Raw genomic sequence first — 26,085 nt, forward strand, 5'->3', positions numbered from 1 at the left:
TAAATTATGAAACAACAACTGATGACGCTGTTGCTGGGAGCAGCCTCTGTATTTTGTAGCTGTGAGACCCAGCTGGAACAGCATGTGAAGAGCGAGTTGCGTGCTCCGGCTTATCCGCTGGTGAGCATAGACCCGTATACCAGTGCATGGTCTTTCACGGACAACTTATACGACGGTTCGGTCAAACATTGGAGCGGTAAAGATTTCCCTTTAATCGGTGTAGCTAAAGTCGACGGACAGACTTACCGCTTTATGGGAACGGAGGAACTGGAGTTGAGACCTCTGGTGAAAACTTCGGAACAAGGTAACTGGACAGGAAAATATACAATTCAGCAACCTGCCGACGGATGGCAAAATGTCGGCTTCAATGATGCTGCCTGGAAAGAAGGTGAAGGTGCCTTCGGAACCATGGAGAACGAACATGTAGCCAAGACCCAGTGGGGTGAAGAATTTATCTGGGTACGCCGTGTTGCTGATATTCAGGAAGACCTGACAGGTAAGAATGTATATCTGGAATATTCTCATGATGATGATGTGATTATCTATATCAACGGAATAAAGGTTGTAGACACAGGAAACGCTTGTAAGAAGCACGTACAGGTGAAGTTATCGGAAGAAGTGGTAGCGTCCCTGAAACAGGGAGAAAACCTGATTGCCGCTTATTGTCACAACCGTGGAGCGAATGGCTTGCTGGATTTTGGTTTGCTGGTAGAATTGGATAATAACCGTTACTTCAATCAGACTGCACAGCAGACTTCTGCCGATGTTCAACCTATGCAGACTTATTATAACTTCACTTGTGGTCCGGTAGACTTGAATTTGACATTTACCGCGCCCCTGTTTATGGACAATCTGGACTTGATGGCACGCCCTGTCAACTATATTTCTTATGAAGTCATTTCTAACGACGGACAGGCGCACCAAGTTGAACTCTATTTTGAAGCTGCTCCTCAATGGGCACTCGATCTGCCTCATCAGGAATCCGTAGCCGACAGCTTTACTGACGGTGATCTGTTGTTCCTGCGTACCGGCAGCCGTAATCAGGACATCCTGAAAAAGAAAGGTGACGATGTACGTATTGACTGGGGACACTTCTACCTGGCTGCTGAAAAAGAGAACAGCACCTATGCTATCGGTGACGGAAAGAAACTTCGCCAAAGCTTTACAGAGAACAAACTGGAAGCTCCTACCACCAATGGTTATGACAAACTAGCTTTAGTACGCTCACTGGGTGAAACAAAGAAAGCGAACGGACACCTGCTGATCGGTTACGATGATATTTACTCTATCCAGTACTTTGGTGAAAACCTCCGTCCTTACTGGAATCGTACAGGCAGTGAAACAATCGTATCACAATTCCAGAAAGCAGAACAGGAATATAAGACTCAAATGAAAAATTGTGCAGCTTTCGATAAGAAACTGATGGCGGAGGCTGAAGCGGCCGGCGGACGCAAGTATGCCGAACTTTGCGCTCTGGCTTATCGTCAGGCATTAGCTGCCCATAAACTGGTACAAGCTCCGAATGGTGACCTGGTATTCCTTTCCAAAGAGAATTTCAGTAATGGTTCCATCGGAACAGTCGATCTGACTTATCCGGGAGCTCCGTTGCTTCTGCTTTACAATCCGGAACTGGTCAAAGCTACCATGAACCATATCTTCTATTATAGTGAAAGCGGAAAATGGACCAAACCGTTTGCTGCTCACGACGTAGGTACATATCCGCTGGCTAACGGCCAGACTTACGGAGGCGATATGCCAATCGAAGAATCTGGCAATATGGTAGTCCTTGCTGCAGCGATTGCTGCTGTAGAAGGAAATGCCGACTACGCACAAAAGCATTGGGAAACTCTGACAACCTGGACGGATTATCTGGTAGAGTATGGTCTTGATCCGGAGAACCAACTTTGTACGGATGACTTTGCCGGACACTTTGCGCACAATGCCAATCTTTCTATCAAGGCTATCATGGGTATTGCTTCTTACGGCTACATGGCAGATATGCTGGGCAAAAAAGACATTGCTGAAAAGTACACGAAGAAGGCGAAAGAAATGGCTGCCGAATGGGTGAAGATGGCGGATGACGGCGACCACTACCGTCTGACATTCGATAAACCGGGAACCTGGAGCCAGAAGTATAATCTGGTGTGGGACAAATTGCTGAAACTACAGATTTTCCCGGAAAAAGTTGCTGAGACAGAAATTGCTTATTATCTTACGAAGCAAAATAAATACGGCCTTCCGCTGGATAACCGTGAAACTTATACCAAGACTGACTGGATCATGTGGACAGCTACCATGGCACAGGACAAAGCTACTTTCGAGAAGTTTATTGAACCGGTATATCTGTTTATGGATGAAACGACTACCCGCGTTCCGATGTCCGACTGGGTATTTACGGACAATCCGATTCAGAGAGGTTTCCAGGCGCGTTCCGTAGTTGGCGGCTATTTTATAAAGATGCTTGAAGAAAAACTAACTAAATAAAACAAGAACACCATGAAAAAACTCGCTCTATTAGCTTTTACTTTATTTAGTGCGTGGAATATGGATGCTAAAACGATTACCGGACCAGTGGACTATGTTAGTCCGCTGGTAGGTACTCAGTCCAAGCACGCCTTATCTACCGGAAACACTTATCCCGCTATCGCCCTTCCCTGGGGAATGAACTTTTGGGTTCCCCAGACCGGAAAAATGGGGGATGGCTGGGCATATACCTATGATGCCGATAAAATCAGAGGTTTTAAACAAACCCACCAGCCCAGCCCCTGGATCAATGATTACGGTCAGTTCTCCATCATGCCGATTACCGGTAAAGCCGTTTTCGATCAGGATCAGCGTGCCAGCTGGTTCTCGCATAAAGCAGAAACGGCTACTCCTTACTATTACAAAGTATACCTTGCCGACCATGATGTAGTAACCGAGATTGCTCCGACAGAAAGAGCGGCAGCATTCCGCTTCACTTTCCCTGAGAACGATCACTCTTATGTAGTTGTAGATGCTTTCGACAACGGTTCGTTTGTGAAAGTCATCCCTTCGGAAAACAAGATTATCGGTTATACGACCAAGAACAGCGGCGGTGTTCCTGCAAACTTCAAGAATTACTTCGTACTGGAGTTTGACAAGCCTTTTACTTATACGGCAGCTGTTGCCAATGGTAACATCGATACCAATAAACTGGAAGCCAACGATAAGCATGCCGGCGCATTGATCGGCTTTAAAACCCGTAAAGGCGAACAGGTAAATGTACGTGTAGCTTCTTCTTTCATCAGCCCCGAACAGGCGGAACTGAACTTGAAAGAGTTGGGCAAAGATAACATAGACCAGATTGCGGCAAAAGGCCGTAAGGTATGGAACGACGTTTTGGGACGCATCGAAGTGGAAGATGATGATATCGACCATTTGCGTACTTTCTACTCCTGCCTGTATCGTTCGGTACTTTTCCCCAGAAGCTTCTACGAAATAGACGCGAAAGGAGATATCGTTCACTACAGTCCTTATAATGGTGAAGTACTTCCCGGCTATATGTTTACCGATACCGGTTTTTGGGATACGTTCCGTTGTCTTTTCCCTTTCCTGAACCTGATGTATCCGTCTATGAACATGAAGATGCAGGAAGGATTGGTAAATACCTACAAAGAAAGCGGCTTCCTGCCGGAATGGGCAAGCCCGGGACACAGAGGCTGTATGGTTGGCAACAATTCGGCTTCAGTAGTTGCCGATGCTTACCTGAAAGGTCTGAAAGGATATGATATCGAAACCCTTTGGGAAGCTGTAAAGCACGGAGCTAATGCGGTACATCCGCAGGTTTCTTCTACCGGACGTCTGGGCTATGACTACTACAATAAGCTCGGTTATGTTCCTTACAACGTAGGCATCAATGAAAATGCAGCCCGCACACTGGAGTATGCTTATAATGACTGGTGTATCTATCAGCTGGGTAAGGCCTTGAACAAGCCTAAAAAGGAAATTGAGATCTTTGCAAAGAGAGCCATGAACTATAAGAATCTGTATGATCCCGAACATAAACTGATGCGCGGCAAGAATGAGGATGGCAAATTCCAGTCTCCGTTCAACCCGTTGAAGTGGGGAGACGCTTTCACCGAAGGAAACAGCTGGCATTATACCTGGTCCGTATTCCATGATCCTCAGGGATTGATCGACCTGATGGGCGGAAAAGACGGCTTCAACCAGATGATGGACTCTGTATTTATCCTGCCTCCTGTCTTTGACGACAGCTATTATGGCGGTGTCATCCACGAAATCCGTGAGATGCAGATTATGAATATGGGTAACTATGCACACGGTAACCAGCCTATCCAGCATATGCTGTATATGTACAACTACTCCGGTCAGCCGTGGAAAGCGCAGCACTGGATTCGTGAAGTGATGGATAAGCTTTATACTCCTGCTCCCGACGGTTATTGTGGTGATGAGGACAACGGCCAGACTTCTGCGTGGTATGTGTTCTCTGCTATGGGCTTCTATCCGGTATGTCCGGGTACGGATGAGTATATTCTCGGTACTCCTTACTTCAAACAGATGAAGCTGCATCTTGAAAATGGAAAGACAGTAACCATCTCCGCTCCAAATAACGGAGACGACAAACGTTATATCTCTTCCATGACCTTGAACGGCAAAGACCATACAAAGAACTACGTGACTCACGAGGACCTTATGAACGGTGCTTCCATCACTTTCAAGATGGATTCCAAACCCAATGAGCAGCGTGGTACCAAAGAAACCGATTTCCCTTATTCTTTCTCCAACGAATTTAAAAAGAAAAAGTAATTTATGAAGAAGCAAGTAAAATATATCAGTGCGGGTATGCTGGCAGGCATGCTCCTTTGTGGCGGTCAGATGCAGGCTGCAAATACGATGTCCGGAATGCATGTATGTGTGACGGACGCTATTCAGAAAGACAATCGTCCGGAAGTTTCCAAACGTCTTTTCCGTTCGAATGCGGTAGAAAAGGAAATCATCCGTGTGCAGAAACTTCTGAAAAACGAGAAACTGGCATGGATGTTCGCAAACTGTTTCCCCAATACCATCGATACTACCGTACACTTCCGCAAAGGCGCGGATGGCAAACCGGATACATTCGTTTATACGGGCGACATTCACGCAATGTGGCTTCGTGACTCGGGTGCGCAGGTATGGCCGTATGTGCAGTTGGCAAACTCCGATCCCGAACTGAAAGAGATGCTGGCAGGTGTTATCCTCCGCCAGTTCAAATGTATCAATATCGATCCGTATGCAAACGCATTTAATGACGGTGCCGTTGAAGACAATCACTGGATGAGTGACCTGACCGATATGAAGCCGGAACTGCACGAGCGTAAATGGGAAATCGATTCACTTTGCTACCCGCTGCGTCTGGCTTATCACTACTGGAAAACAACCGGAGATGCCAGCATCTTCTCAGAAGAATGGATTCAGGCTATCACCAATGTGCTGAAAACATTCAAGGAACAACAGCGCAAAGACGGAGTTGGCCCGTATAAATTCCAGCGTAAGACAGAACGTGCATTGGATACATTGAATAATGACGGACTCGGAGCACCAGTGAAACCGGTTGGTCTGATCGTCTCCTGCTTCCGTCCTTCGGATGATGCGACGACTCTTCAATATCTGGTACCTTCCAATTTCTTTGCCGTATCTTCATTGCGCAAAGCAGCCGAAATACTTGATAAGGTAAATAAGAAGACTGCTTTGGCTAAGGAATGCAAAGACCTGGCAAAGGAAGTAGAGACAGCATTGAAGAAATATGCGGTATACAACCACCCGAAATATGGTAAAATCTATGCTTTTGAGGTAGACGGCTTCGGAAATCACTTCCTGATGGATGATGCCAATGTACCGAGCCTGCTTGCCATGCCTTATCTGGGTGATGTAGATGTAAACGATCCTATCTATCAGAATACCCGTAAATTCGTGTGGAGCGAAGACAATCCTTACTTCTTCAAAGGCAAGGCAGGCGAAGGTATCGGCGGACCGCATATCGGTTATGATATGGTGTGGCCGATGAGTATCATGATGAAAGCCTTCACCAGCAAGGATGATGCGGAAATCAAAACCTGTATCAAAATGCTGATGGATACCGATGCCGGAACAGGCTTTATGCATGAATCTTTCCACAAAGACGATCCGAAGAACTTCACCCGTGCCTGGTTTGCCTGGCAGAATACGCTTTTCGGAGAACTGATTCTTAAGTTGGTTAACGAAGGCAAAGTAGATTTATTGAATAGTATCAATTAATAGAATACCATGAAAAAGTTATCTGTATGGGCAGTTGCCGCCCTCTTAATGGCAGCTTGTACACCGAAAGCCGAGAAAACAACGGATTCCGGTTTATTGCAAAGTAACTTCCAGATGGAAGTGGATGGAAAGAAAACAGATTTGTATACCTTGCGCAACAAGAACAACATGGAAGTTTGTGTAACGAACTTCGGTGGTCGTATCGTTTCAGTGATGGTACCCGACAAGGACGGACAGATGCGTGATGTAGTGCTCGGCTTCGATTCGATTCAGGATTATGTCAGCAAGCCTTCGGACTTCGGAGCAAGCATCGGCCGTTATGCTAACCGTATCAACCAAGGTCGATTTACTTTGGACGGTACTGAGTATCAGTTGCCTCAGAATAATTACGGTCACTGCCTGCATGGCGGTCCGCAAGGATTCCAGTACCGTGTGTTTGATGCCGTTCAGCCGAATCCGCAAGAACTGGAATTGACTTACACGGCAGAAGATGGCGAAGAAGGTTTCCCGGGAAATATCACTTGTAAAGTGTTGATGAAGCTGACAGACGATAATGCGATCGATATCCGTTACGAAGCGGAAACCGACAAGCCGACCATTGTGAATATGACTAACCACTCTTACTTCAATCTTGACGGAGACGCAGCCCGTAATGAGGCGCATCTGCTGACAATTGATGCTGACTATTATACTCCGGTAGACAGTACCTTCATGACTACAGGCGAGATCGCTCCGGTTGAAGGAACTCCGATGGACTTCCGCACTCCGACTCCGGTAGGCGCACGTATCAATGACTACGATTTCGTACAGTTGAAGAATGGTAACGGTTACGATCATAACTGGGTATTGAATACTAAGGGCGACATTACCCGTAAGTGTGCTACTCTCGAATCACCGCTGACTGGTATCGTACTCGATGTATATACTAACGAACCGGGTATTCAGGTATATGCAGGAAACTTCCTGGATGGTTCGTTGACCGGAAAGAAAGGTATCACTTACAACCAGCGTGCTTCCGTATGTCTCGAAACTCAGAAGTATCCCGATACTCCGAACAAACCGGAATGGCCTTCGGCAGTACTTCGTCCGGGCGAGAAATATATGAGTCAGTGTATCTTTAAGTTCTCTGTAAACAAGAATTAAAGATAAGTATATTATATCATTAGTTTATCCTATCCTGTCATTCAGAGCGTAGCGAAGAGTGACAGGATGATACTATTTTAGAAGCATGAAAAACAACCGAAGCAGATGGTATGCCCTTCTTTTAGTCGTGTTATCTATCATGACACCGTCAGTTGCACAAAATACAAAGTATGTCAACTTGTTTATCGGTACTTCCGGTGATAACGGACAGGTAGCTCCGGGCGCTGCCGCTCCTTTCGGAATGGTTTGTGTGTGTCCGGATAATGATCCGCGTAGCCATGCCGGTTATGATTATGCAGTGACGAAAGTCTCCGGTATCTCTGTCAACCGCCTCTCCGGAGTGGGATGTAGTGGCGGAGGAGGAAACCTGCGCATTCGTCCGGTAGCTCCTTCACAGGAATTGCATATTAAAAAGTCCCGCGAGAAAGCAACTCCCGGATATTACTCGACAGCTTTTACCAATGGTATCAAAACTGAATTGACAGCGACCAACGCTATGGCGGTGGAACGCTATAAATTTCCCCGAAGCCTTTCCGCTGCCCTTTGGATAGACTTCGCCTCTACGTTTGAAGACGTAGCTACCTGCCATTACAAACGTATATCGGAAACTTGCATCGAAGGCTATGTACAGGCAAAGAACGTCTGCGGACATGGATGCTACAAACTCTATTTCTCCTTAAATACCAGCCAGCCTTTCCAGTTGGAAGAACAGAAAGAGACGACTGCCTGCCTTACCTTTGGCAAAAAGGTACGTTCGGTGGAAGTCCGTATCGGACTGTCTGCGTTAAGTTCCGAACTGGCGAGCTGGGAATGTGCCCGTTGGGAAAAGATGGACTTCGAAGATGTGAAATCCCGGACCGCTGATCAGTGGGAAAAACAATTGTCAGCTATCGACGTCAAAGGAGGCAAGAAAGATGACAGGGTCATTTTCTATACTTCCCTGTATCGTACTTACCTGAGTCCGGCGGATGTCAGTTCTCCGGACGGAGCTTATCTGGGTACGGATGGAAAAGTGTATATCTCAGAAGACTTCCGATATTACAGTAACTGGTCGTTATGGGATACCTTCCGCACTAAATTTCCTTTGTTGGTACTGACCGAACCTGCGAAGATGCGGGATATGGCGACTTCCCTGATTCATCTGTATGCAACGGGAAAGAAAGACTGGTCCACCGGATTCGAGTCTACCCCGACAGTACGTACGGAACATGCCGTAATTCTTTTGTTGGACGCTTACCGGAAAGGAATTACCAACCTTGATTTCCGTAAAGGATACGCTGGTATGAAGCAGGAAATGGAGCGGTTGCCCATGCGTTCGCCCGACCAGAAGATGGAATCGGCATATGACTTGTGGGCAATGGCAAAGATTGCGGAAATCATCGGTGAAAAGGCGGATTCCGAACAATACCGGCAACGTTCGGTCTCTCTTTTTGAAGAAACATGGAAGAAGGAATTTATGAATGTGACTCCCGCTTTTGAAGTGATGAAGAACAACGGACTCTATCAGGGAACCCGTTGGCAATACCGATGGGCGGCTCCACAATACATTGATAAAATGATAGAATGGGTAGGGCAGGACTCTCTTCGTTTGCAACTTACCTATTTCTTCGACCATCACCTTTATAATCAGGGAAACGAACCGGATATCCATGTTCCTTACCTGTTCAACCGACTTGGGGCACCGGAGAAAACCCAGCAGATAGTACGCAGTCTGATGACCGAACCGATGATCCATAAATATGGAGGCAACTCGGAATTTAAGACTCCTTATCTGGGTAAGGCATTCAAGAATGCCCCCGAAGGGTATAGTCCCGAAATGGACGAAGACGACGGTACGATGAGTGCCTGGTACGTGTTCGGGGCAATGGGTTTCTATCCTCTGCTTGTGGGAGATGAATACTATGATCTGACCTCTCCGCTTTTCGACAGGGTACTGTTGCGGTTGACGAATGGAAACGTACTTACTATTCAGACAGAAGGACGGAAAAAGAAAGACGCACCGATCAAAAGTATCCATTTCAACGGGAAAAAGATTGCTGACTACCGTATATCTCACAATGAACTGATAAAAGGCGGAGAATTGATTTATAATTATAAATAAACCGAATTAAAACAAGGCTGACTAAAAAGTCGGTAGTATCTCCAAAAAAATATTCAAAATGAAACAGAAACGATCTTTTAAAATAGGTGTTGCGGGTACGCTGCTGACTGTCGGGTTACTGACAGCAGCTTTTACTACACGCACTGCCAGTGAGTCTGTAAGGGTGATGGACCGCCCCGACACAGAATCGACGAATGTGAATTATGTGAGCTATCGGGCCCCGCTCCGTCCGTTGAACTTTATTAAGCTGCCTGTCGGCAGCATCCAGCCGGAAGGCTGGGTAAAGAAGTACCTCGAACTGCAACGTGACGGGCTGACCGGACATCTGGGAGAAATCAGTGCCTGGCTGGAGAAAGATAATAACGCCTGGCTGACAACCGGTGGTGATCATGGCTGGGAAGAAGTACCTTACTGGCTGAAAGGTTATGGCAACCTTGCCTATATCCTGAATGACCCGAAGATGATTGCAGAAACAAAAACATGGATTGAAGGTGTATTTGCCAGTTGCCAGCCCGATGGATACTTCGGTCCTGTCAACGAACGGAACGGCAAGCGTGAATTGTGGGCACAGATGATTATGCTCTGGTGTCTGCAATCTTATTATGAATATTCTCAGGACCAACGGGTTATTGACCTGATGACGAACTACTTCAAATGGCAGATGACTGTTCCCGACGATAAACTTCTGGAAGACTATTGGGAAAACAGCCGTGGCGGTGACAACATCATCAGTATCTATTGGCTTTATAACCATACCGGAGATGCCTTCCTGCTGGACCTTGCCAAGAAGATTCACCGCAATACAGCCGACTGGACAAAATCAACCTCCCTGCCCAACTGGCACAATGTGAACATCGCCCAGTGTTTCCGCGAACCTGCCACTTATTATATGCAGACCGGAGATTCCGCCATGCTCAAAGCCTCTTATAATGTACATCATTTGATCCGTCGCACTTTTGGCCAGGTTCCGGGCGGTATGTTCAGTGCCGACGAGAATGCCCGTCTGGGATATATCGATCCTCGTCAGGGAGTGGAAACCTGCGGACTGGTGGAACAGATGGCTTCCGATGAGATCATGCTCTGTATGACAGGTGATCCGATGTGGGCTGAGCATTGCGAAGAAGTAGCTTTCAACTCTTATCCTGCCGCTGTGATGCCGGACTTCAAGGCTTTGCGCTACATCACTTGTCCGAATCATACTGTCAGTGACTCAAAGAACCATCATCCGGGTATTGACAACCGTGGTCCGTTCCTTTCCATGAATCCATTCAGCAGCCGTTGCTGTCAGCATAACCATGCACAAGGCTGGCCTTATTTTTCGGAACATCTGATATTGGCAACTCCCGACAACGGTATTGCTGCTGCCATCTATGCTGCTTGCAAAGCAAAGATCAAAGTGGGTAATGGAAAAGAAATCGTCCTTCACGAAGAGACTAACTATCCTTTTGAAGAAGGCATCAAATTCACCGTTTCTACCGATGAAAAGGTCGATTTCCCGTTCTACCTCCGCATTCCTTCATGGACTGAAGGAGCCGAAGTGCGTGTCAACGGAAAGAAGATCAGTGTGAAACCTGTATCCGGTAAATACCTTTGTATCGAACGCGAATGGGCGGATGGTGATAAAGTAGAAATGACTCTTCCGATGTCTTTGTCCATGCGTACGTGGCAAGTCAATAAGAACAGTGTAAGTGTGGATTATGGTCCGTTGACTTTATCTCTGAAGATTGACGAGAAATATATAGAAAAAGACAGTCGTGAAACGGCTATCGGTGACTCCAAATGGCAGAAAGGTGCTGACCCGAAGAAGTGGCCTACTACTGAAATCTATGCTAACAGTCCCTGGAACTATTCGTTGGTATTGGATAAGAAAGAGCCTTTGAAGAACTTCAAAGTCGTTCGTAAGTCCTGGCCTGCTGATAACTTCCCGTTCACGGTGGCCAATGTGCCTTTGGAAGTGAAAGCTACCGGCCAGATGATCCCCGAATGGCAGATTGACGAAACCGGACTTTGCGGTGTATTGCCCGAAGAAGATGCGGTGAAAGGCGCTAAAGAAGAGATTACATTGATTCCGATGGGAGCGGCCCGGTTGAGAATATCGGCTTTCCCGAATACAAAGGAGTAACTGGTGATGGAATCAGTTTACTTGAATTTGTTATAAGATAAATCATTTTGATTTAGAAAGATATAAGTGTTTATGATTGCATCATTGGCGAAATGACTGATTTGTGCTATTATTTGGAAAGAATGTTGCCTCCAAACTATCAGAATTTCGCCAATTTTGCAATCTAAATAAAAGATGTTCGTTGAACTAATTTATAATAATACTTATATCAACCATGAAGAATTTAGCATTATGGGCTGTTTCTGCCCTTTTTGTAGCTGCTTGTACCCCGAAAGCCGAGCAACCAACCGACTCCGGCCTGTTAAGAACTAACTTCCAGACTGAAGTAGGTGGTAAGAAAACCGATCTGTACACCCTTCGTAACAAGAACAACATGGAAGTTTGTGTGACGAATTTCGGTGGACGCATTGTTTCTGTGATGGTCCCCGATAAAGACGGTAAGATGCAGGATGTAGTTTTAGGTTTCGATTCTATTCAGGATTATATCAGCAAACCTTCTGATTTTGGTGCCAGCATCGGTCGTTACGCAAACCGTATCAATCAAGGTCGATTCACATTGGACAGCATTGAATATCAGTTGCCTCAGAATAATTACGGTCATTGCCTGCATGGCGGTCCCAATGGATTCCAGTATCGTGTGTTTGACGCTGTGCAACCGAATCCGCAAGAAGTGGAACTGACTTATGTCGCTGCGGATGGCGAAGAAGGTTTCCCGGGTAACATTACCTGTAAAGTCCTGATGAAACTGACAGACGATAATGCAATTGATATCCGCTATGAAGCAGAAACGGATAAGCCGACTATCGTAAATATGACCAACCATTCTTATTTTAACCTTGACGGCGATGCAGCAAGCAATGCAGACCACTTGTTGATGGTGGATGCCGATTATTATACTCCGGTAGACAGCACATTCATGACAACCGGCGAGATTGTTCCGGTAGAAGGTACTCCGATGGATTTCCGCACTCCGACTCCGGTAGGGGCACGCATTAACGATTACGATTTTGTACAATTGAAGAATGGAAATGGTTATGACCATAACTGGGTATTGAATGCCAAAGGGGATATTTCCCGCAAATGTGCTTCACTCGAATCTCCCAAAACGGGTATCGTACTGGATGTATATACCAACGAACCGGGTGTTCAGGTATATGCCGGCAACTTTCTGGATGGTTCTCTGACAGGAAAGAAAGGTATCACATATAATCAGCGTGCTTCCGTATGTCTTGAAACTCAGAAGTATCCGGATACTCCGAACAAACCGGAATGGCCTTCGGCTGTGCTTCGCCCGGGAGAAAAATACATGAGTCAGTGTATCTTTAAATTTTCTGTAGATAAGGAATAATCTGCTCGCTCCCAAGAAATAAAAAAAATATTTTAGTCTCACGGTCTCACTGTCTTTCTGTAAAGATCAGATAACTAGATGAATAATGAATGAGAGATACCTTCGGAGCAGGGTGTCTCTCATCGTTTTATCCCATAATATGCTCCCAAACAGTGTATCTCTCATCCTTTTTTAAGTTGTCTCTCATCATTCTTTCTGCTACAGACTACAGCTGTATTGATTTTACTTTACCTATCATTTGTATGTTGTGACACTTATGTCCTTAGCATATCTCCCTTACATTCTTATATTATCTTACCGACATCTTCATCGTTCCACCCGGGTGAATTGATCATTGCACCCAGGTAAACCGATCGTGTCACAAACGTAGACAGTTCGTTCTACCCGGGTGGAACGATGAAGATGTCCTTACGAAAAACTGATAACAATAAGTGAAAATTAAGCGATTATAGGGTTGCTTGGACGAAGAGAAACGGTAAATCAGACAATAACTGCCGCAGTTTATAATTATGTCCGTTATTTGTTTGCCTTTAAAGTTTTGGCAATCTCTTCGACCATAAAAGGCGTATTCTTATTTATGTTTTCGCCTTCCAAATGCACTGTTGTGTATGCTTTTAGTACAAACATGTTTTTCTCGATAAATGATGTTTCATCTCAGCCTTAATTTTTTGAATGATTGTAGAATTCTTTTTTATAGGTTTTTCTATGATTAATTGAGCCAGCCTATTTGCCTTTTCTGCCTTTCCCTGTTTCATGTAGACATAATGTAACCTATAAAGAGGTATAAACCTTACAGGACACATTAAGGTAGCTTTCTCTAAATGATGTTTGGCTGCATCATATTGTTTTAGGCCAATATATGCCTCTGCTTGTACTAATTCTAAATTGTAATCTGACCAATAATTACAGCAAATAGCCGTTATTGCTAAGCATTCTTTATATTTTTCGGCAACACAAAGTTCGGCAGAGTAATTATATAAGAAATAAGGATTTCTTCTAAAAGTATGTAGTAAATTATGGTATCGTGGTAACATGTCATTGGTTCGTCCACAGAGCGACATATGCGCTACTTTTCCCCATTCCAGTTCTGCTTTAATTCTGCTCACCACTTCAATAAGCAAAAATAAACTTCCTATTAATAAGAAAAAAGCAATTCCTCTTTTTATAATTGTTGTTTTTTGAAACAAGGTATTTTCATAGGCTTTTCCTATTAAAGTACTAACACTTAATGCACTAATAATCCAAATGAAGGGATAAGTGAATGGATAAGAGAAAAAAGAAAAAACTGCAATGGAAAGTAAAGAGAGCAGAGACACATATCCTGCTTTGGTTGGGTGCTTCCTGTGACAAAGAATCAAGAAAATACCAGCAGCTATCAAAAGTACCCAAGTTAGAATACCAAACTGGACTCCGACAGAAAGGTATTCATTAAAAGGACTCTTAATATTGTCTGCTAAAATTGCAAATTGACTATCCGGATGTTCCTTGAAATATTGGGCTTGATAATCCATATAGTGTGCGCTGAATCCTCCGACTCCATATCCTGTAAAAGGCTCATGTTTTATCATTTCCCATGTGCAACGCCATATTAATAATCTACCATCAGCCGAATCTTTTTTTAGATGATAGACTGTTACAGAAATGACAAATATACTAATCAGCAGAAAGGATAGACAGAGTAAGAAGCTACCGATATGTTTTTTATAGTGGAACTTATTCTTGTTTTGGTGAATAAAGTAAATTACTAATACGGTAAATATACTAATTGACCCGGCGCGAGATTCTGATAGCAATACTCCTAAGACAATAACAAACAATGCACACCAACTGGCCCATTGAACCTTTTTGTTTGAATATTGTAAAAAATAGAAGGTAAATGGTAACCCTGCGCATAAACTTCCTGCAAAACCGGCAGGATTATCAAAGCTACCGACAACATTGTAGGTGATGGAATGTGAAGACAGTATATTGAAAAATTGTAATATACCGTATCCGGCTTGAAGAAAACAAGATATAATAACCGTGTAGTAACAACATTTTGCATTGCAAATAAACCTTTTTCCTCGGAAAAGATAAAATGAAAAAAAACATCCAATTACTCCTAATCCTGTGAACATAAACATCCATTTAGGGAAAATTTGGGAATCTGTAAATGTGTTTGCATTTACGAATAAGACTCCCAAACTCAACAGAAAATATAGAATAGAAGAAACTGGAATGCTTTTCATTTATTTATATTAGTTGCTGTTTCAAGGCTCTAAGACGAAATATTTGGTGAAATCTTCACTGTGAGTCGCACCTTTTTCGTCTTTGAAGAAAAGATTTCCGTAGCAGGTTCCTTGCAGCTTTCCTTCGACTTCGTTATATTTTACAATTGGCAGGTCGTTGCATGTAATCTCTATTCCAGAGTAACTAATACACTCTAATTCATTTTTTATCGGATATACTTTTTTATTCATTTTGTCATATCCATAAATCACAGTTAGTTTATAATGCGCGTCATAGCCGTCCCTGCTGGAATAAATAATACCGCTTTTTTTCCTGCATTCTAAGATTTCGGTGTTCCAATTTGTCAAGGAGTCAATTTTAAATTCATCAGCTACACAAAATAAAGAGCCTTTTTCGATATTGTATGAACCATTTTGGATTCTTGACACAGTATTTTGCAAGAGGTGAAGTATTTCTTTTTTTCTTTCTTGAGAGATATCTTTTTTGAGAAAAGAGTAGTCAATTTGAAAAACAGAACTCATGACTTCCCATAATTTATATTCCTCATGATTAACTTTTTCTTTGACCCACTGTGGTACTTCGTCCAATTTGGAGTATTCCTGAGCATTGCATTTAAATGGCAGATTACAAATCCCTGCAAAAAATAGGACGAATAATAATTTATAGATGGACGTATGATTGGTATTTAGAATGTTGTTCATGGTGACTATTATTTTTAATTGTTCTATAACTTTTTTCAAGATCTGAATAGAAAATCACAAAAGAGTACTAACTGTACCAAGATTAATCTTGTGTATATTCAAATTGATCATGGGATCATGAATCCTGTCTTTTGTACAGTTACCTCAACCTTTCTGGATCCATCTTTGAATGATAAAGTTCCGCTACACGATGCGGCTATTAATTTCTTATCCTTATCGTAAGAAACACTGGAAGCACCAGAAAAACTCGGGTCATTTCCTAAATATGGTGATCCCGTATAAACACTCGATGACGTAATTGTAACATCATCATCGGATTTTTTGTAAGTAACAGCAGCTTTTATATAGGGACCTAAGCTATGTGTATACAATGTACATCCATTTGTCTTATATTCAGCTCCTCCTTCTGGTGATCTTGTTGCTATTCTGCCAAAATATTGTGAGTCTGATAGGGTGGTGCCATCTTCATCTGCTATATTTAGGAATCCTTCATATTTATTAATCTGCCCTTTTTCTATTCTTTCACAGATGTTGTTGATGCAATCATAGATTTCTTTTTTCCTTTTTTCTGAAATATCCTTTTTTAAAAAGGAATAATTTATTTCATACCTTGAACTCATGGTTCTCCATAGTTCGTATTCTTTAGGTGTCACTTTTTCACTAACCCAATCAGGAATAGTATTGAGAGGAGCGTACTCTGGATTTTCTTCAAATGATTGCATCGGTTCATTTACAACCCAGTCTTCATTTTGTTCGCATGCCATTAGTGATATAAAAATACATAATGACATTAAATGTCTTAATCGATTCATAAGTGATATTTATTTAAAATTAAATGGATGTCATGTTCTTTTTTAGGACTTCATACTCTTTTTGCAAAGGTACGAATCTTTTAAGTGTGAAAAAAGGGAATGTTACACTTGATTTTGTGGTTTATGATTGATATTCAAACTATTATCATTGCAAAAAAAAGGTATTATCCATTGAATTGTAACAATCGTCCTATTGTTTTAATCTAAAAAAGTCTGATTTCAATACAGACACCCTATTTATTACTTGGGGAATGCAATAAAGAAATTCCGGTAAATCAGACAATAATTGCCGCAGTTTATAATTATGTCCGTTATTTGTTTGTATTCTAATAATAATTAGAGTATATTTGTAAGAATGTATAACACAATGAAGTTAACTTGACTTCATCAACAAAACTATTATATGATGAAAAAAATCCTTTTCTTAATGGTGATCTGCGTAGCCACATCGCTTACTTCTATTTTACCGGCTTCGGCTCAGAATTCAGACCAGACCGACGAGTACAAAACTTTACTAAAAAAGATCATGACGCTTTCCGGCAGTTCGGCATCCTCTGAAGCTATAATGTCTCAATTGATGTCGAGTATGAAAAATGGGCCTTTCCAACAAGATGAGGCTTATTGGAAAGATTTTGCTTCAAAATGGACACGGAAGATTGAAGATAAAGTCATGGAAGTATATGCTCCTATTTACCAGCAACACATGACATTAGATGAACTGAAAAAAGTGGTTGCTTTTTATGAATCTCCTGCGGGAAGAAAACTTGGGGAGACTGCAACTGCCGTTGCAACTGAATCAATGCCGATGATACAACAGCTGTCAATGGAAATGGTGCAGGAAATGATGCCGAAGCTTCAGAAATCAAGAGAGTTGGTAAGGGATGACGCTGCCGAACAGGCCAAGACACGCGATCAAAAGTTATTTGATGCGGCTTATACAGCTCCTAAAGATAGCATAGAGATCGTTGCCGATAGAACCTATGAGCATGGCATGGGTACAAAGCCTTTATTGCATTCTATTGAAAGAAGGAAAGATGATACTAAAGTAACGTTCCTGCAACCCATCTATTTCGACTGGCAATGGATGTACTATAGCCCGGGATTTAAAATAGTAGATAAGAAAACCGGTGATGAATACATGGTGAGAGGATACGATGGTGGCGCACCTATGGATAAGTTGATGATTATTAAAGGTTGCAATCGTAAATACATATATGTCAGCCTGTTGTTCCCCAAATTGAAAAAGAACGTGAAGGAAATCGATATAATAGAGGCGCTGACTGATAAAGAGGAGTTGCCTTCCAATGATGACGGTAAAGCTAAGTCTTATTTTGATGTAAAAGTGGACGATTATTTGGTACTTTCCAGAGAAAACAAGAAAGTCTATTATTGATTGGACAGATTTATCTATCATTGAAAATGAATATAACTATAAAAAACACAATGGTTTGGATTATAACCATTGTGTTGATGTCCATTGATATATATATATAGTATTCATGGACCCTTTGGAACGGCAATATGATTTGACGCAAGTTGTAATAGCTTGGTATCTTGTAACGTTGCTGCTTGACTTCCTTTTTCGTCATAATAAAATTTATGGGGTGATAAGGAACATTATAGCCACAGTGCTTCTCTGTGTATTCTATTTTGTATTTCCTTAAATGTATAATAATATGAGATATGCAGTTGTTTTGATAATCAATATTATATTGGTGTTGGCAGGCTTCTTTTTACTTTTTGGTGATCCTTTGAATAAACAGCTTCCAACGAAAATGATAGCTATTTGGTTCATTGTTTTAGTGATATTAGATTATCCTCTCCGTCATAATAAAATATACAAAGAGATAAGAATATTGGTATACATTATTTTTCTTGCTCTTCTATATTGGTTGTTTCCGACATAGGTAAATCATTGTTTTATTCATATTCATGCTCAAATAAAATAGCCTGTTAATGGATTTGTATAATGGGAATGTTTTATCTTTGCAGTGTTTAAAATAAGATACGATGAATAAAAGAGTAACAATACAATTCGCTGACTTTATAAAGAGTAGGTTGGCAGGTGGTTTGCTCTGTTGCCTTGTATTGTTGGCTGCTTATCTGTTTCAGATGTTTTTCCCAGGAATGTATGTTGATGCATTCTCGTCATCTTTTTATCTTTTTGCGTGGTTGATTCTCTTTGTGGGCGCACTCCTATGGACACTTCGTGAGAAAGGAACATCTGGATTACCCTCCGAGATAACTGATTGGCAATGCATTGCTGCCTTTTTGTTGATTGTTGCAAATCAGATTTATGTTGTTATGCCTAAGGAGGTTCACGTTGAATTGGCTCCTGTAATATCTGCTTATACTTTACCTGTGCTGGTCATTGTCAGTTTGGCAATAGCAGGGATAGTTAAGTTGTCTATCTCATTCTATCGTTCATTGGAAATTGAACGGCAAAAAACAATTCTTCAAGAGAAACGGCTTCAGGAACTGCTGTCTTCTCCTCCACCTGTGTTGGAAGGCGTCATATTTGTGCGCAGACTTTTAGAAAATCAATCTATATATCAATTAACTGCCAGTGAGAACCTTACATTAATAGAAGGATGCCGTGCGATTGATCCTGACTTTTTTGTTTGGTTAAAAGATAAGCAAATAAAAATTCCTCCACGTCATATTGTATATTGTGTACTTATTAGGATGAGGAAAACTAAGAAAGAGATTTTGTCTATTTTTGATATTAGCGATGGTGCTTGCCGTGCCATGAGGTCTCGTGTCCGTGCGAGCTTAGGTATAGAAGATGAGGACATGGAAACCTTTTTGCAGGAGTTACATTAGGTAATCTCTAGTATGTTTATTAGTCCTATAAAAGAATGGATTGCTGATATAAATCCTCCCATAATAGCATAGTAGAACCATACGCGTTTATTCGAATATTTGTTTTGAGGGAATGTGTCGATGGCTCCGATTATGAGCACAATCCATGCTAGAAGTTCAAAGAAAGTAATAAGGAAGTCTTGAAGAGAATAATTTATATCATCAATAAAGCGGTGAAAGTAACACATAGTGATGCTAATCCCCCACATTATATTATATAAGATTATATATTTAACTATTTTCATTTATTAGCTATACATTCTTTGTATTCCTTGTTTGCTATATCTTTGGCTCTATCATATTTTGCAGCTGCTTGTATTAAGCAGCCAGATGGCATTGAACCATTTTGACAGTTAGCGATAGCATTGTCATAATCAGCTTTTGCCTGCTTATATGCCGCTTGTTTTTGTTCTTCACAGCTACTAGTACTTCCTCCTTCTTCGCGTGTTTTCAGGAGTTTTACTTTTGTAAGTTCGTTACTTTCTGCATATAGTATAAAGAGTTGTGTCCGTTCATCTGCGCTTAATCTTAAAAATCTTGTATGTTTAATCAGGTTTTCTTTAGCTTTTGCCAGTTGCTGTAGTTCATTTTCTAGATTGGCTTTCCTCATGAAGTCTTCCACGTAGTCATCATCATTCAGATTTTCCATAAGTTTGTCATATTCTTCTTCACTTAAAATAGAAGTGTACTCATGAAACTTATCAGCTAAAAGCTCGGAGCTCATTTCGAATTCCCAAAATTCATCTGAACTGGCGATGGAATCAATAAGAGTGCTTCCATTATTTATCATTTTTGATGAAAGTGCACGTGTATTAGTTACCTCGTTTTTTTCTATTTCTTCAGAGTAATATCCGTCTGCGCTACAACTATAAATAAAAAAGGAAGCTACCAGTCCGCAGGCTAATGCCATTACATAATACAAAGTGTATTTTTTCTTTTTTGTGATCATATTCTGTTTTATTTAAATGTGTATGCAAAGTAACGAAAAATAGACTTATTTTAGGGATAATAATCATTCAATAAAAGGAAAATATTTGGTCTAGTGTCAATTTGGTCATGTTTGTGATGTTACAATTTAGTGTAAAATATGAAGGAGAATCGCTCCTAGAAAGCTCACAGGCGCTATATGATAGCTTATTGGTGTAACACATTCGTTGTTAAGGTTTAGTCCAGTCGTTATTATCCGAAATAAAAAATTAAGCTTAACTACTTACTGATAAGTACAAGACTTGATAATGAGAAGTACTTAAGTTGTCTGATTCTTGTACATCAGTTGAGTAAAAGATGTACAACGTTGGAGTAGACGATGTACTACGATTGAACTAAAGATGTACAGCGTTTGATCTATACTATTAGGATGTCAAATCTGAAAGGGCTGAATGTTGGTATCACTTTAAAGGATAATATTCATTCAAAAAAGGATAATATGTGGTCAGAGAAGGAAAGTTTGGGGTATTTCGGTTGTTACAATATTAGGGAAAATAAAAAAATATCCTCGCTGTAATCCTCCTGTGGCACATTCTACATGCTGTAGGAGTGTAACGCCCTCTTTTTCTATGGCAAAAGAACTTGTAAATTTGCAGAAAAATAACACGAAATCATTTATCTCTATTTTTCTGATAATTATGAAAATATTCACAAAGTTGGTATCTGTCTTTTTGCTCGTAGCAATTGGTAGTCTCTTTTTCTTTTCATGTGCTGAAAAAGAAAAATGCACTCCAATGGTTTCATTCCTTGAAACCGCTCTTCAGCAGGCAGGAGAGAACCGTGTGGAACTGGAAAAGGTCTTATCTCATTATAAAACTGATCCGGCGGATAGTTTGAAATATAAGGCCGCTTGTTTTTTGATAGAGAACATGCCTTATTACACCTATTATAAGGGCAAGCAGTTGGACCGATATCTTACTTACTATACTTTACTACAGGAAACACGTGGATTGGGGATTTCTCCCCAAGTAGTGGCTGACTCTGTTTGTCACATGTATGGGGCATTGTATTTAGATTCTTTGCAATCCTATAGAGATATTGAAACTGTTGATTCTGCTTATTTATGTAATAATATTGAATAGTCATTTAAGGTGTGGCAGGAACAACCATGGGGGAAACATGTTTCGTTTGCAGATTTTTGTGAATATCTTCTTCCTTATCGTATTGGTGACGAGACCTTGACTAGCTGGCGTGAATCTATTTATCAGAAGTATAATCCTTTGCTCGATTCTTTACGTGCATCCGGAGTACTTGATAAAGAAGACCCGATTGTGGCAGCCCGTTGTTTGCTCGATTCAATTCGTAAAGGAGGAGTGGTATTTACTACTGCCGTTCCTGCCAGCCTTCCTCATGTGGGACCGGAAGTTGCGCAACTGAAAGCAGGTAGTTGCCGGGAACTTTCAGACTTTGTCGTTTATGTTTGTCGTGCGTTGGGTATTCCGTGTTCAATTGATTTCATGCCGATTCGCGGTGATGAGAATGATAGCCATCAATGGGTAGCATTTTCAGATAAGTATGGCATACTTTATTATCATGAATTTCCTAACGGTGTGAGTGAAGTACGAAAAGACGCAATGTGTGGAATGCCCAAGATAAAGGTCTATCGCAATACCTTTAGTCTGAATCGTGCTATGCAGGAAGAAATGCTGAAATTGGATACTGCTATTGTTCCTCTTTTCAAAGATCCGCATATCGTAGATATTACTTTCCCTTATACCAAAGATTTCAAGAAAGAACTCCACATACCAAAGGACGCTCTATATAAAGGTAAGCCACGTTCAAGAATTGCTTATCTATGTGCCAGCAAACGGATGGATTGGGAGCCTGTTGCATGGACAGAGTTCGATGGTAAAAACATTGTCTTTACGGATATACAAAAAGGACCCGTCATGCGGGTTGCCACTTACGAGCGAGGACGACTTCGTTTTTGGACCGATCCTTTTGAAATAAATGTTTCCAATGAGTTTCATTTTTTCACTCCTTCGGATAGTGTACAGGATGTTACTTTGTTTGCAAAATATACTTTGCGGGCAGATGAGATGTTTTTGAATCGTATGATAGGCGGAACATTTGAAGGAAGCAATGATCCTGATTTTCGTGAAAAAGAAGTCTTGTACTTGATAAACGAGAAACCGAAAAGACTACAGACTGTTGTTCAATCGTATTCTTCAAAATCGTATCGCTATGTCAGATATATAGGTCCCAAAGATTCACACTGTAATATTGCGGAGGCGGCTTTTTATACTCCTAATGATACCGCTTCTTTAAAAGGTAAAGTTATAGGTACTCCCGGATGTTTTCAAAAAGATGGTTCGCATGAGTATACAAATGTATTTGATGGGGATGTCACAACTTCTTTTGATTATATCGAACCTTCCGGTGGTTGGTCAGGTCTTGATCTTGGAACTCCTAAGCAGATAGGAAGAATTGTTTATACGCCTCGGAGTTATGATAACTATATTCGTTCGGGTGATGATTATGAGTTATTCTATTGTGCAAGGAGGAATAATTGGAAATCTCTTGGAGACCAAAGGTCTAAAGCGGACTCGCTGATTTATATCAAAATTCCAGTGAATGCTTTACTTTTATTATGTAACAATACACGAGGAATACAGGAACGAATATTTGTGTATACAGCAGCTGAACAAATTTGGAAGTAAATTCAGATATGATTTTAATAAAAACTTGATTTATTTTGCTAATTGTCATTTATTAAGCTAGCGATATATGATTTAGTAAAGATGAACAAGTTTAATAAGTAAATAATTATTAATGATTAAATTTTAAAATTATGATTTCGAGAAAGAAAAGCCTTTTTTTAAGCGTATCAGTATTGATTCTATTTGTGGCGTTAGTTGCACAAAGTTGTAGTTCGGAGAATGACGATTTTGTTGCTAATCCCAACTCATCATTAGAAATGAGAGCTAACCTAGAATCAATGGATAATCGTGCAACAATTGTCAATTCTATAGCCGAATCTGATGAATTATTAGATTACGGAATGAACTGTATGTTACTTGCTGAGAAGTTAAAATCATATACTTCAACTTTGACTCCAGAAGAATTTGATGAACTTATGAATAACTTAAATAATGATGATTATATGATAGAACTTGTGAGTAAGGTTGACATTGAAAAAGAGGCTTTAATGGTAGAGAATGCACGACAGGAACTATTAGCTAATAAAAGTTTTAAGTTGTTAGATGAGTCCGAAAAAATGAATGTTTTTATTAGATTCTCTGATAATTCGCAGAATACTATGCAACATCTATTGCTAAAAAGTCCGGGTGAAAGTGCAGGAGGTGTTACTAAAGCGGAATGTAAGCGTAGATATGATGAAGACTACGCTTATGCTTCTGCTATTTATCTATCATCTATGCTCCTTTGTTCTTGTGCAACGGGGGGGCTTGGTGTATGTCTTTGTGCTATTGGTGCTTCTGCTGGCTATGACTATGCAACAACTCTTGCTGATCGTAGTTATTATGATTGTTTGTCAAATGCTATAGATCGCTAAATGAGGTATTATAATATCTTTATAGTTTTAGCTATACTATCTGTATTGCTCATGACAATTAATAGAAACTATAATTATTTGATAAATGACTGGTATATTTCAGGTGTTTATGTGTTAATGTGGGTCTTTCTTTTTCTTTATACAGTAAGTAAAGTTCCTAAAAAGAAAAAAGGCTTGAAAGAATATCTTCCTAGCATTTTAGCCTTTCTTGTGGTTCTATTAAATGTCTTGGATGTGCTTAGAAGACATGTTATGTGTTAAAATAAGTAGATGAAAACTTAGGAATAAATACTTAATGTTTTGTGGTTTATAATCAACTTTTTATTTATTCCTAAGTAATAATGAGTTTTTATATGTCAAAAGTGAGTATTACTCAAATCGGCTTTGCTCTTCTTTGCATTGGTAGTGTTTTTATGTATTCTACCCAGATAACCGATCCCTATATTGTTTCTAAATGGTTATATACGATCTTATTTGTTTTAATTATAACAATATATTGTTCAATTAGAATGTTATTAGGAAAATCTGTAAAATTTGATACACGATTGGCTGGGATGAGTATTGTTATTGTTTCTAGTTTACAAGCAATATATGGTCTGTCTCAATGTTTTAATATAACCACCTTTAATACTTTTTATAAGATAATGGGGAGTTTTGAAAATCCTACGGGATTTTCTGCTTGTCTTTGTGTCAGTTTACCCTTTTTTGTTGTATTCCAATTATTAAATGAAAATAAGCAAATACGGTATCTAGTATGTTTTTTAGGGATTATTGTTGTAATAGCAATTGTACTATCATATTCAAGAGCTGGAATTATTAGTGTTGCAATAGTAATTGCGATATTTTTGTTTCAAAAGCTTAAACAGAAAAGAATTTGGAAGTATCTATTATTATGTAGCAGTCTGATATTATTGTTGTTTGGTTGCTATTGGATGAAGAAAAACTCAGCCGATGGTAGACTGCTGATTTGGCAATGTGGTATAAATATGGTAAAAGATGCTCCTTGGATAGGTCATGGGTTGGGTAGTTTCGAAGCGCACTATATGGATTATCAGGCAAATTTCTTTAAGCAATGCGGACAAAGCCGTTTTTCTATGTTGGCAGATAATGTGAAACAACCATTTAATGAATATCTTGGACTTCTTTTAAATTTTGGGATTATTGGTTTATTAGTATTGTTGTTATTGATGGTAATAATTATATATTGCTATAGGAAGAATCCAAGTGTAGAAAAGCAAATAGCCTTTTATTCTTTGTCTTCAATAGGAATATTCTCGTTCTTTTCTTATCCATTTGCATATCCTTTCGTTTGGGTTGTGACATTTTTAAGCATATTCATAATAACTAGTGAATATATCAAACCTTTATTTTCTAATATCCTAATAAAGAAAATAGCTTGTATGTTCATACTTACATATTCTCTTTTCGGGAGTAGTAAATTGTTCGAACGTATTCAAGCAGAATTAGACTGGGGAAAAGCTTCTACGCTAGCGTTATGTAAGTCATATAATGAAACTCTTCCAACCTATGAGAGATTAGAAAAGATGTTTGTGAGTAATCCCTATTTTCTCTATAATTATGCTGCTGTTCTTCAAGAAATGAAGCAATATACCGAAAGTCTAGAAGTGGCTTTAAAATGTCGTCAATATTGGGCAGATTATGATTTAGAGTTAATAATTGGGGAAAATTACCAGCAGCTTAACAAACCTGAACTGGCGGAAAAATATTATAATAGTGCATCTATGATGTGCCCTTCGCGCTTTCTACCTCTTTATAAACTATTCCATTTATACAAAACGAATGGTGAAAAAGAACGATCGCTTGCTATGGCTGAGGCCGTTATTAGCAAACCGATGAAAATTAAGACAACTACTATTAGGATGATGAAAAGAGAAATGGAAAGAGAAATACAAAAAATGAATATGTCTATAAAACTAGAATGAATATGGAATTAATACGGTTGTTGTCAATCACTTCGCTTGTGCATTTAGGAATCTACGGATTGTTTATT

Annotated in this window: 15 protein-coding genes and 1 pseudogene; 12 read left to right on the forward strand and 4 right to left on the reverse strand. The window is 40.4% G+C overall.

All coding sequences use genetic code 11. From position 1 onward, the window contains the following. The first annotated feature begins 6 nt into the window (after positions 1-6). From BT_RS17820 to BT_RS17850, 7 genes are all read left to right on the forward strand, one after another. Positions 7-2,484, forward strand: a complete 2,478-nt coding sequence (locus BT_RS17820; protein ID WP_011108862.1) for a glutaminase domain-containing protein — start codon at positions 7-9, stop codon at positions 2,482-2,484. 12 nt (positions 2,485-2,496) lie between these two features. Beyond that, positions 2,497-4,788, forward strand: a complete 2,292-nt coding sequence (locus BT_RS17825) for a GH92 family glycosyl hydrolase (RefSeq protein WP_008762490.1) — start codon at positions 2,497-2,499, stop codon at positions 4,786-4,788. A gap of 48 nt (positions 4,789-4,836) precedes the next feature. Further along, the gene (locus BT_RS17830; RefSeq protein WP_224200668.1) at positions 4,837-6,255 is read left to right on the forward strand and encodes a glycoside hydrolase family 125 protein; all 1,419 of its coding nucleotides are present in this window, start codon (positions 4,837-4,839) and stop codon (positions 6,253-6,255) included. A 9-nt stretch (positions 6,256-6,264) separates the two neighbouring features. After that, the gene (locus tag BT_RS17835) at positions 6,265-7,398 is read left to right on the forward strand and encodes an aldose epimerase family protein (RefSeq protein ID WP_011108863.1); all 1,134 of its coding nucleotides are present in this window, start codon (positions 6,265-6,267) and stop codon (positions 7,396-7,398) included. 85 nt (positions 7,399-7,483) lie between these two features. Continuing rightward, a complete protein-coding gene (locus tag BT_RS17840) occupies positions 7,484-9,499 on the forward strand; it encodes a glycoside hydrolase domain-containing protein (protein ID WP_048697949.1) in 2,016 nt (671 codons plus the stop codon). A 58-nt stretch (positions 9,500-9,557) separates the two neighbouring features. Then, the gene (locus BT_RS17845) at positions 9,558-11,621 is read left to right on the forward strand and encodes a beta-L-arabinofuranosidase domain-containing protein (RefSeq protein ID WP_011108865.1); all 2,064 of its coding nucleotides are present in this window, start codon (positions 9,558-9,560) and stop codon (positions 11,619-11,621) included. 214 nt (positions 11,622-11,835) lie between these two features. After that, positions 11,836-12,969, forward strand: a complete 1,134-nt coding sequence (locus BT_RS17850) for an aldose epimerase family protein (RefSeq protein WP_011108866.1) — start codon at positions 11,836-11,838, stop codon at positions 12,967-12,969. Between the two features lie 614 nt (positions 12,970-13,583). Here BT_RS17850 and BT_RS17855 read toward each other — a convergent pair. The 3 genes from BT_RS17855 to BT_RS17865 form a co-directional block, all read right to left on the reverse strand. Continuing rightward, a complete protein-coding gene (locus tag BT_RS17855) occupies positions 13,584-15,197 on the reverse strand; it encodes an O-antigen ligase family protein (protein WP_008767165.1) in 1,614 nt (537 codons plus the stop codon). 21 nt (positions 15,198-15,218) lie between these two features. Further along, positions 15,219-15,899, reverse strand: coding sequence for a hypothetical protein (locus BT_RS17860; RefSeq protein WP_011108867.1), 681 nt, complete (start codon positions 15,897-15,899; stop codon positions 15,219-15,221). Positions 15,900-16,006: 107 nt separating this feature from the next. Continuing rightward, positions 16,007-16,711, reverse strand: a complete 705-nt coding sequence (locus BT_RS17865) for a hypothetical protein (RefSeq protein WP_008767163.1) — start codon at positions 16,709-16,711, stop codon at positions 16,007-16,009. A 403-nt stretch (positions 16,712-17,114) separates the two neighbouring features. Here BT_RS17865 and BT_RS17870 point away from each other — a divergent pair, with 403 nt between their 5' ends. Continuing rightward, a complete protein-coding gene (locus tag BT_RS17870; protein WP_011108868.1) occupies positions 17,115-18,104 on the forward strand; it encodes a DUF2059 domain-containing protein in 990 nt (329 codons plus the stop codon). A 617-nt stretch (positions 18,105-18,721) separates the two neighbouring features. After that, positions 18,722-19,534 carry a hypothetical protein gene (locus BT_RS17875; RefSeq protein ID WP_011108870.1) on the forward strand — a complete coding sequence of 271 codons (813 nt, stop codon included), beginning with the start codon at positions 18,722-18,724 and terminating at the stop codon, positions 19,532-19,534. Positions 19,535-19,814: 280 nt separating this feature from the next. Here BT_RS17875 and BT_RS17880 read toward each other — a convergent pair whose 3' ends face one another. Then, positions 19,815-20,522: a hypothetical protein gene (locus BT_RS17880; RefSeq protein WP_011108872.1), complete on the reverse strand. Its 708-nt coding sequence runs from the start codon at positions 20,520-20,522 to the stop codon at positions 19,815-19,817. 676 nt (positions 20,523-21,198) lie between these two features. Here BT_RS17880 and BT_RS17885 point away from each other — a divergent pair. The 3 genes and pseudogenes from BT_RS17885 (at position 21,199) to BT_RS17895 (ending at position 26,017) form a co-directional block, all read left to right on the forward strand. Continuing rightward, positions 21,199-23,220 (forward strand): annotated as a pseudogene (locus tag BT_RS17885) (transglutaminase domain-containing protein). Between the two features lie 131 nt (positions 23,221-23,351). After that, positions 23,352-24,074 carry a hypothetical protein gene (locus BT_RS17890; RefSeq protein WP_008767153.1) on the forward strand — a complete coding sequence of 241 codons (723 nt, stop codon included), beginning with the start codon at positions 23,352-23,354 and terminating at the stop codon, positions 24,072-24,074. Between the two features lie 353 nt (positions 24,075-24,427). Beyond that, positions 24,428-26,017 (forward strand): O-antigen ligase family protein, encoded by a 1,590-nt coding sequence (locus BT_RS17895; protein ID WP_008767151.1) that lies wholly within the window; start codon positions 24,428-24,430, stop codon positions 26,015-26,017. Positions 26,018-26,085 lie beyond the last annotated feature (68 nt).

Origin of the sequence: Bacteroides thetaiotaomicron VPI-5482, from assembly GCF_000011065.1 — a bacterium.
In the GTDB taxonomy this organism is placed as follows: domain Bacteria; phylum Bacteroidota; class Bacteroidia; order Bacteroidales; family Bacteroidaceae; genus Bacteroides; species Bacteroides thetaiotaomicron.